Genomic DNA, 9,358 nt, shown 5'->3' on the forward strand with positions numbered 1-9,358 from the left:
TAATAATTTGACTACTTAAAAAATTAAATAATACTATTGCTATTACTATAAATATGGTAATATTAGCTAAAAAATGGTAAATTACCATTTTTACACCTATACTTTTAATTTTCATTATTGCCTCTTACAATTTCTTTTTTATATTCTTGTGGGGATTTCCCATAATATTTTTTAAATCTATCATTAAAATAATAAACTGAATCAAAACCTATCATTTCTGATATTTCATAATTTTTAAGATTAGTACTAAGTAATAAAAGTACAGCTTTTTCCATTCTAACTTTTAACACATAGTCTTGAAAACTAAGTCCATATTTCTTTTTAAAAAGAATGCTAAGATACCCTTTACTAAAACTTAGTTTTTCAGCTAAATATGATAAATTAAACTCACTTTTAAAAATATATTTCCCTAATACTTCATCTATATTATCTTTTTCAATTTCTATATCACTATCTGCAACATAGTTTTCTTTTATTTTTTTTGTTTTCTTTTTTATCAATCTTTTTGTCATTTCGATTATATCATTTCTAGTTGTAGGCTTCAATATATAATCATCTACACCTATTTTTATTGCTTCTCTCATATAATCAAAATAATCATACCCAGATATTATACCTATCATAATATTTGGATTTTTTTCTTTAATTTCTTTTGACAATTCTAAGCCGTTTTTTAGGGGCATATTTATGTCCATTAAAATTATATCGACACTATTATTAGAAAGTATATCATCGGCCTCATCACTATTTGAGGCCTCAAAAATATCTTTAATCTCTAAATCACTATTGGTTAAAGTCCTACTCATACTCGTTCTTATTATATCTTCATCGTCTATTATTAAAATGTTCATTATATTCCCCTATTTATATTATTTATATATTTATCTATATTATTTATTTTAAATATTTAATTATTTTAAGCCTTTAATTACTTCTTTTATTCTCTTATTACTCATAGCTCCTGTTAAAACTTTTTCAATTTCACCTTTAGAATTTATGAAAACATTTGTAGGGTATCCTCTAACTCTTGCTTTTTTGATGAAAGCTCCTTCTTCATCAAAATATATTTTTACATTTTTATAATCGTTTAATCCATTCCACCATTCTTTAAAATCTGCTTTAGTTTGTTCTCCAATTTTTTCTGGTGAAATTACTGTTATTACATTAAAATCAAGTTTTTCTTTTGATAATTCTTCAACATCTTTTAAAGTGTAAAGACAAGTTGGACACCAAGACGCCCATAGTTTTACATATGTCTTACCTTTAAATTCACTAACTGTTTTTACTTTATTTGTATTATAATCTACTAATTTTATATCTGATGCTTCATTTTTAGCAAAACTAAAGAATGAAATCATTGTCATAATTGTTATTAAAATCTTTTTCATAATCTACTCCTTATAAACTTATACTATTGAAAAATGCACTTAAATATGCGAACTTATCAAATATTAATCCTAAACCTAAGAATATTATTAACACTGCTCCTAATTTTTTAATAAACTCTAAATTATTTTTTATAATAGATAATTTATTTGATAATCTATCATAGAAGAATGTGAATATTATAAACGGTGTTGTAAATCCTAAAACAAACACTAATAATAAGAATGCTCCATATATATTTGAACTAGTATCTCCTGCATATGCTAATACTGTTGCTAATATTGGCCCTACACATGGTGTCCATCCAAGACCAAAACTAAGTCCTAAGATTAATGACTCCACTGCTGGATTTTCATATTTCTTTACATTTACTATTCTAGTTTGGTTTAATATTTTTAAGTTAAATATTCCATATTGTTGTAATCCAAATATTACAACTAAAATTCCTGTTATTACTCTTACGGTAGGAGTATATATATAATCAGCTAATGCCCCTACTCCAAATCCTAAACTTACAAATGTGAATGATAATCCTGATAAAAAGAAAATTGTATTCCTTATTTTTTTACCACCACGTTCCAAGACTGCCAAATATACTGGCAGAATTGGAAATACACATGGAGAAAAAAACATAATTACTCCTGCTATGTATATACTTACTAAATATATGTCTATCATTTTTGCTCCTTTATTTTACTAATTTTTTCAAGTATCCATATCCTAACTCATCCATTTTGTCATAAGGAATAAAGTCTAATGCTGCACTATTAATACAATATCTAAGACCACCTTTATCTTTTGGACCATCATCAAATACGTGTCCTAAATGAGAATTAGCACTTCTACTTCTAACTTCTGTTCTCTTCATGTTGAAACTATTATCTTCTGAATATTTTACTACTTCTCTAACTATTGGTTTAGTAAAGCTTGGCCAACCACAGAATGAATTGTATTTATCTTTTGAAGAAAATAATGGTTCTCCACTTGCTATATCAACATATATACCATCTTCAAAGAAATCCCAATATTTATTTCCAAAACTTGCTTCAGTATCAGCATTTTGTGTAACTTCATATTGTAATTTATTTAATTGTTTTATTTTTTCTTCACTGTATTTTGGATAATCTGCTTCACTTACTACTACATCATCTGCTAAGCTAACGTCTATATGACAATAACCATCTGGATTTTTTTTCAAGTAATCTTGGTGATATTCTTCTGCAACTACGAAGTTTCTAAGTTTTTCTAATTCGATTGCAATTTTTTTGTCATATTTTGTTTGTAATTTATCTAATGATTTTTTAATTACATCGTAATCATTAGCATCTACATAATATATACCTGTTCTATATTGTCTACCTCTGTCATTTCCTTGTTTATTTATACTTACAGGATTTACAACTCTATAGTAGTAATCTAATATTTTATTTAAACTTATTTTTTCTTTATCATATATAACATGTACTGTTTCTGCGTGATCTGTTATGTGTAATTTATTATAACTTGTGTCATCAAATTTTCCGTTTCCATAACCAGAAATAACGTCAATTACTCCATCAAGTCTTTGTAAATATTCTTCAAGTCCCCAGAAGCAACCTCCTGCCAAATATATTTCACTGTATTTCATATTTTTTGTATCCTTTGTATTTTTTACACTTTTTGTATTAGTTACATTTTTCATATTTTTTTCTTCCTTTACATTTTTTGAAAATAGATTTACTGTAACAAGAGCTAATATTCCAAATAATACCATTATTCCTTTTTTCATGTCTATCACCTATTTCATCATGTTGTCTTTCATCATTTTATCTTTTCCATCATGCATATGTTTATGTCCATCTTTCATCATGTTGTCTTTTTTATCCATCATGTCTTTTTCTTTCATAGACATTTCATGTTGCATCATTTTTTTATTTTCCATCCCCGCTTTTTGGCTTGACGCACATGAGAACGCTAAACCTGATAATAAAGTTACTAAAATTAATTTTTTCATAATATATACTTCCTTTCATCTTTTATGATACAATTGTAGTACATATTTTTTAATTTTAAAATTCAATATAATTAGATTTTTTTATAATTTAAATATGTATTTCATATTAAATTGTATTTTATATACCAATATTATAGCATTAATCGAGAGTTTAGTGCTATATTTTTATTATTTCAATATTTATTTTAGTTTTTTCACAATATAATTAGACAAATCCATTAATTAAACCGATGAATCCCCCAAAAACTATTAATTTCATAATATCAACTTTTTTATAATACATAACTAATATTGAAACAAATAAAATATATAATATATAATCATTATGTGAAAATAACGATATTTTTATCAATTTAATTGTTGTAATTAAAACTAAAGCCACTACCGCAGCATTTATTCCTACTAAATATTTATTAGCTTTTTTAAATGCAAAGTATAAAAATATACTTAAAATTATTATTTGTGGTGTAATTACTCCTAATGTTGCAATTATTGAACCAGTTACTCCACCAATTTTATTTCCTATAAAACTAGCTGAATTTATCGCTATAGGCCCAGGTGTAATTTGTGATATAGATATTAAATCTACCATGGTAGTTGTATCTAACCATTGATTTTGTTCAATTACATATTTTTGTATCAATGGTAAAATTGCATAACCTCCACCAAATGCTAATATTCCTATATTTAAAAAGGTAAAATAAAGTTTTATGTATATCATATTTTTACCACTCTTCCTAATATTGAACTTAATATTAATACTATTATTATATGAACATTAAAAAAATATGTTAGTATAAATGCTAGTATAAATATTGTTATAAAAATATATTTTCTTTTTGATTTAAATAGATTCACCAACATTTTAATTACCGTTGCTAAAAGAACAGCAGAAATTGTTACTCCAATTCCCCTCATAACAGATTTAACATAAGGATTATTTATAAGTAAATTGTATATATTAAATATTATCATAATAACTATTATACATGGTGTAACGGATGCTAATGCTGATATTATAGCACCTAATTTCCCTTTTATTTTATAACCTACTAAAAAAGAAGTAGATACCGCTAATGCCCCTGGCACACTACTTGCTAATGCTATTATATCTTTCATTTCATCTTTTTTTATAAGTTTTAATTCTTCAACAAAGGTTTGGTCAATTATAGGTATAATTGTATAACCCCCTCCAAAAGTAAATAAATTTATTAAAAAAATTCTTGAAAACAAATTAATAAATGTCAAAAAAATCACCTATGCCCTAAAAATTATATTAATTACTATTATACATGAATATATTTTATATTCTTAATAGAGATTATATAATTTTTTTTATTAGATTTCAAATTTTAAGTTACCATATTATCAACACAACAAAAAAATTAATGATTATAATTTCCTTAAGTATAAAAAAGTCGAGTAACAAGAACATGTACTTTAAAATTCTTTACTCGCCTTTCTTTTAAAAATTTAAACTGAAGTTTCAATAAATGTATATTTTTTACCATTAATCAAATAATACACATACTTTTACTGTATCAATATTTATATCATCAAAAGTATCAAATGCTTTTACAATATCTTTATAATTAAATTTATGTGAAATTAATTTACTTGCATCAAATCCAGAATTAAATAATTCTACAACTATTGGAAATTTGTGAGTTTGTAACCTTGAACCATAAACCGATAATTCTTTTTTAACAAAATACATTGAAGCTAATTGTGATGGAGTTGCTGAAAACCCTAAAGTTACAACTCTTCCACCTTCTTTTGTAACTCTTATTGAATCTTCAAAAGTTACTGGTAAACAAGCACTGTCTATTGTAACACTCGGACCTTTTCCATCTTCTATTTTTGATAATTTTACATCTAAATTTTCTTTTGCTGTATTTATTATATAATCCGCACCATATTCTTTAGCTCTTTCAAGTTTTTTATCAAACACATCTGTAACTATACATTTTGCTCCTATTTTTTTTGCATACATCAATATACATAACCCTATAGTTCCTGCACCTATAATTAATAATAAATCATCTTTATTTACTTTCCCTTTCCAATTAGCTTGTGCTGCTATAGTAAATGGTTCAACTAATGCTGCTCTTTCAAACGAAACATTTTTATTTAAAACATGACATTTTTCTTCTGTTGTCAAAAAGTATTCTTGCATTCCACCATCTCTATGAACTCCAGAAACTTTAAGTTTTTCACAAATATTAGGCCTATTCAATTTACATGGATAACACTTTCCACAAAATACAATAGGATCTACTGAAACTCTATCTCCTATCTTTAATTTTTTTACTTTACTACCTATTTCAACAACTTCTCCTGAAAATTCATGTCCTATTATTCTAGGATATGTAGCTAAAGGATTTGTCCCATGATATATATGAGCATCTGAGCCACATATACCTACAACTTTAATTTTTATCTTAACATCTTTATCATTCTTAACTTTTGGTTCATCTACATCAATTATTTCAATTTTTTTTGCTTCATTAATTTTTATTGCTTTCATTTTTTCTCCTTGCTAAATTTATAATAAAGAGGGTAAAAATAATGTGATTGATGGTACAAAAGAAACTAATAAAAGTACCAATAAACTAACCATAATAAATGGCAATATGGCTTTAGTTGCTTCTAATATACTTATCTTTCCTATACTTGACCCCACAAATAAACAAACTCCTACTGGTGGAGTTGTTAACCCTATCATAAGATTTAATACACATATAATCGCAAATTGTGTTGGTTCCATTCCTATTTCTAATGCTATCGGTAATAAAACAGGAAATAAAATTACTAATGCTGCTATTGTTTCCATAAACATTCCAACAAATAATAATAATACATTTATTAATAATATTATCACTATTGGAGATGATGATATTGATAAAATAGCATCTGCTATCATTTGTGGTATTCTTTCACTAGATAAAATCCAAGCAAATACGTTAGCAAATCCCACTAATATCATTATAGAAGATGTCATAACAATTGAATCTATAACAATTACTGGTATATCTTTAATTTTTAATTCTTTATAAACAAATTTTCCTACTATTAATCCATATACTACTGCAACTATTGCTGCTTCTGTAGGAGTAAATACTCCACCTAAAATACCAAATAATATTAAAAATGTCATCAATATAGCCCAAAATGCTCCTTTAAAAGCATCAAAAAACTCTCTAAAACCAACCATTTTTCTTTTAGGATAATTTCTTTTAATTGCATAATAATATGAAATTAACATTAATCCTAATCCCAATAATATTCCAGGAAAAATACCAGCTACAAATAATTTACCAACTGATATTCCGGTTAATGTACCAGCTATTATCATTGGTAAACTTGGCGGAATTATTGGCCCTATTGTTGATGAAGATACTGTTACAGCTACTGAATAACCCGTATCATAACCCTCATCTTTCATAGCAGGTATTAATACTGCACCTAAACTTGCTGTATCTGCAAGTGCAGTTCCTGATATTCCTGCAAAAATCATTGAGGCAGCTATATTGGCTATAGCCAAACCTCCTCTAATTGGTCCTACTAATGCATTAGAAAATTTAATAATTCTTTTAGTCATTCCACTACCATTCATTAAATTTCCTGCTAGGATAAATCCTGGTATACACACTAAAACAAATGAATCAATCCCAACATACATTTTTTGAGCTATTATTGAAAGTGGTATCCCTTTTAATATTAAATATGTCAAAGATGATAACCCAAGTGAAAAAGCTATTGGTACTCCTAAAAATATTAATACTACAAAACTTACAAACAATAATACTACCATTTCTTTTCACTACCTTTCACTAAAAGGTCCTTTAAATACATTATACTAAATATTGATATGAGAACACATGTCCCAACTATACTAATATAAACATATCCCATTTTATGACCTAAAGTTACTGAATGTTGATTCATTCCTAATTTCACAAAAACAAGTCCTTTATATGCCGTTATTGAAAAAAGTATTATAGATATTATTTCTATTAAAATATCAAATATGCGCTTTACTCTCGGGTTAAGTTTATGATGAAAAATTTCCACATTTACATATCCTCTTTTTTCAATTGCAAGTGGTGCTCCAAAAGCAATTGAATATACAAATAATAACCTAGACATTTCTTCTGTCCAAACCACGCTAAACTGTGGAAAAAATCTTCTACTTATAATCTGATATAACACATTTATAACTAAAAATGAAAAAGATAAAAAAGTACATATTTCTAATATCTTTATCAAAAATTTTTTCATAATTAATCTCCTAAATATAATTTAATTATTTAATTTTTTGCATTCTTTCAAATAAATCATACTGTTCTTTTGTTAAACTATTCTTAATTGCAATTTTCATAGCTTCTCTAAATTCAGATTTATTTACCTTATCATTTATAATTACTCCTTTATCAATTATTTTTTGCTTATATTCTGCAATTTCATTTTCAAATAAATTATCTCCAAATTTTTGTGCTTCTTTTGCTGCTTCTATAACTTTTTCTTGAAGTTCTTTTGAAAGTGAATCAAATTGATTTTTACCTAATACTACATAAACCCATTGATTAACATGTTCCGTTTCATTCACATATTTTTGTACTTCATATAATCCAGCTGTATAAATTAAATCATATGGATTTTCTTGTCCTGAAATAACACCTTGTTGTAACGCTGTAAATACTTCACTAAATGCCATAACCTGTGGTTGAGCACCTGCTGCTTTCCAAGCGTCTAAAAACAAAGGTACATTAGGAACTCTCATTTTAAATCCTTTTAAATCTTCTAAATTAGAAATTGGTTTATTTGATGTTAAGTTTCTTGGTGCTCTTTTATGATAATAAATCGGTATAACATTTACTTTTTCTATAATTTGTTGTTCAATTTCTCTCCCTAAATCACTATTTACAATTTTAACCATTTGTTCTGGACTTTCAAAGGCATATGGTATTGCTAGCAATGCTGCTTTTGGTGCATAAGCCGCCATTGATTCTCCAGCTATTGTCATATCAGCTGTTCCACTTTGAATAAGATTTAAATTATCTATTTCACTACCCAATGATTCGTTTGGATAAATAACCACTTCTATTTTACCATCTGTTTTTTCTTTTATTAATTCTCCAAATTTTTCAGCTGTTTTATGCCATATGTGTGTATCATTAGCTAAATGTCCTAATTTCCAAACTATTTTGGAATCTTCTTTATTTTCACCACAACTTACAAATATTAACATCATAAATAATGTTGTTATTAATATTTTAAATTTTCCCATTATATTTTCCCCCTTTTATACTTCCAAATATGTACTAAACCTAAGATCAATAAGTATAATTGTATGTCCACATCCAAAAGTAAACGAATTTATTTAAAAAACAAATTAATATATGTTATTTTTTATTTTTTGATACTTTTCAACAAATTTATTTGCTTCAATAATGATACTATCATATCCTTTTTCTTTAACATTTTTCACCAAAGCTCCACCTATGCCAATTGCATATGCTCCTTTTTCTAACCATTCATCAATATTATCTATACTTACTCCACCACTTGGCATAATATTAGCATTAGGTATCGGTCCTTTTATATCTTTTATAAATCCTGCCCCTAATACACTTGATGGGAATAATTTTAACAAATCACAACCATATGACATTGCATTTAATATTTCTGTAACACTTCCACACCCAGGAATATATGGTATTGAATATCTATTACATAATAATGCAATTTCAACATCTAAATTAGGACTAACTATAAATTTTGCACCATTTAAAATTGCAATTCTTGCTGTTATATTATCAATAACAGTTCCTGCTCCTATAATAACTTCATTATTTTCATATTTTTTTGAAAGTAATTTTATAGTTTCATCTGCATTTGGTGTTGTAAAAGTTAATTCTATTATTTTTATTCCACCTTCTATTATTTTCTCAGATATTATATATGCTTCTTCACTTG

At 26.1% G+C, this 9,358-nt stretch carries 12 protein-coding genes; all 12 read right to left on the reverse strand.

Going from position 1 to position 9,358, the window contains the following annotated elements; all coding sequences use genetic code 11:
- Positions 1-104 precede the first annotated feature (104 nt).
- Positions 105-851: a response regulator transcription factor gene (locus tag AWT72_RS07055; RefSeq protein WP_067142921.1), complete on the reverse strand. Its 747-nt coding sequence runs from the start codon at positions 849-851 to the stop codon at positions 105-107.
- A 60-nt stretch (positions 852-911) separates the two neighbouring features.
- A complete protein-coding gene (locus tag AWT72_RS07060; RefSeq protein ID WP_067142924.1) occupies positions 912-1,388 on the reverse strand; it encodes a redoxin family protein in 477 nt (158 codons plus the stop codon).
- A 10-nt stretch (positions 1,389-1,398) separates the two neighbouring features.
- A complete protein-coding gene (locus tag AWT72_RS07065) occupies positions 1,399-2,064 on the reverse strand; it encodes a cytochrome c biogenesis CcdA family protein (protein WP_067142927.1) in 666 nt (221 codons plus the stop codon).
- 10 nt (positions 2,065-2,074) lie between these two features.
- On the reverse strand, positions 2,075-3,154 hold the full coding sequence (gene msrB, locus AWT72_RS07070) for a peptide-methionine (R)-S-oxide reductase MsrB (protein ID WP_067142930.1): 1,080 nt from the start codon (positions 3,152-3,154) through the stop codon (positions 2,075-2,077).
- Positions 3,155-3,163: 9 nt separating this feature from the next.
- Positions 3,164-3,379, reverse strand: a complete 216-nt coding sequence (locus AWT72_RS07075) for a hypothetical protein (RefSeq protein WP_067142933.1) — start codon at positions 3,377-3,379, stop codon at positions 3,164-3,166.
- A 205-nt stretch (positions 3,380-3,584) separates the two neighbouring features.
- Positions 3,585-4,100, reverse strand: a complete 516-nt coding sequence (locus AWT72_RS07080; RefSeq protein ID WP_067142936.1) for a chromate transporter — start codon at positions 4,098-4,100, stop codon at positions 3,585-3,587.
- Positions 4,097-4,627, reverse strand: coding sequence for a chromate transporter (locus AWT72_RS07085; RefSeq protein WP_067142939.1), 531 nt, complete (start codon positions 4,625-4,627; stop codon positions 4,097-4,099). Before AWT72_RS07085 ends, AWT72_RS07080 begins: the two co-directional genes overlap by 4 nt.
- Positions 4,628-4,889: 262 nt before the next feature.
- Positions 4,890-5,906 carry a zinc-binding alcohol dehydrogenase family protein gene (locus AWT72_RS07090; protein WP_067142942.1) on the reverse strand — a complete coding sequence of 339 codons (1,017 nt, stop codon included), beginning with the start codon at positions 5,904-5,906 and terminating at the stop codon, positions 4,890-4,892.
- Positions 5,907-5,924: 18 nt separating this feature from the next.
- Positions 5,925-7,193: a TRAP transporter large permease gene (locus AWT72_RS07095; protein WP_067142946.1), complete on the reverse strand. Its 1,269-nt coding sequence runs from the start codon at positions 7,191-7,193 to the stop codon at positions 5,925-5,927.
- A complete protein-coding gene (locus AWT72_RS07100) occupies positions 7,187-7,660 on the reverse strand; it encodes a TRAP transporter small permease (protein WP_067142949.1) in 474 nt (157 codons plus the stop codon). The genes AWT72_RS07095 and AWT72_RS07100 overlap by 7 nt, the downstream gene beginning before the upstream one ends.
- A gap of 25 nt (positions 7,661-7,685) precedes the next feature.
- Complete coding sequence (locus AWT72_RS07105; RefSeq protein WP_067142953.1) at positions 7,686-8,669, reverse strand: TRAP transporter substrate-binding protein; 984 nt, start codon at positions 8,667-8,669, stop codon at positions 7,686-7,688.
- A 105-nt stretch (positions 8,670-8,774) separates the two neighbouring features.
- The coding region (locus tag AWT72_RS07110) for a bifunctional 2-keto-4-hydroxyglutarate aldolase/2-keto-3-deoxy-6-phosphogluconate aldolase (RefSeq protein ID WP_067142955.1) at positions 8,775-9,358 on the reverse strand (584 nt) is incomplete at its 5' end.

The sequence above is a fragment of the Oceanivirga salmonicida genome, from assembly GCF_001517915.1.
GTDB classification, from domain to species: Bacteria; Fusobacteriota; Fusobacteriia; order Fusobacteriales; family Leptotrichiaceae; genus Oceanivirga; species Oceanivirga salmonicida.

Coding starts and splice junctions, on each gene's coding strand:
- AWT72_RS07080 (WP_067142936.1), bottom strand. CDS start 4,100: ATGATATACATAAAACTTTATTTTACCTTTTTAAATATAGGAATATTA.
- AWT72_RS07090 (WP_067142942.1), bottom strand. CDS start 5,906: ATGAAAGCAATAAAAATTAATGAAGCAAAAAAAATTGAAATAATTGAT.
- msrB (WP_067142930.1), bottom strand. CDS start 3,154: ATGAAAAAAGGAATAATGGTATTATTTGGAATATTAGCTCTTGTTACA.
- AWT72_RS07075 (WP_067142933.1), bottom strand. CDS start 3,379: ATGAAAAAATTAATTTTAGTAACTTTATTATCAGGTTTAGCGTTCTCA.
- AWT72_RS07055 (WP_067142921.1), bottom strand. CDS start 851: ATGAACATTTTAATAATAGACGATGAAGATATAATAAGAACGAGTATG.
- AWT72_RS07095 (WP_067142946.1), bottom strand. CDS start 7,193: ATGGTAGTATTATTGTTTGTAAGTTTTGTAGTATTAATATTTTTAGGA.
- AWT72_RS07100 (WP_067142949.1), bottom strand. CDS start 7,660: ATGAAAAAATTTTTGATAAAGATATTAGAAATATGTACTTTTTTATCT.
- AWT72_RS07060 (WP_067142924.1), bottom strand. CDS start 1,388: ATGAAAAAGATTTTAATAACAATTATGACAATGATTTCATTCTTTAGT.
- AWT72_RS07105 (WP_067142953.1), bottom strand. CDS start 8,669: ATGGGAAAATTTAAAATATTAATAACAACATTATTTATGATGTTAATA.
- AWT72_RS07065 (WP_067142927.1), bottom strand. CDS start 2,064: ATGATAGACATATATTTAGTAAGTATATACATAGCAGGAGTAATTATG.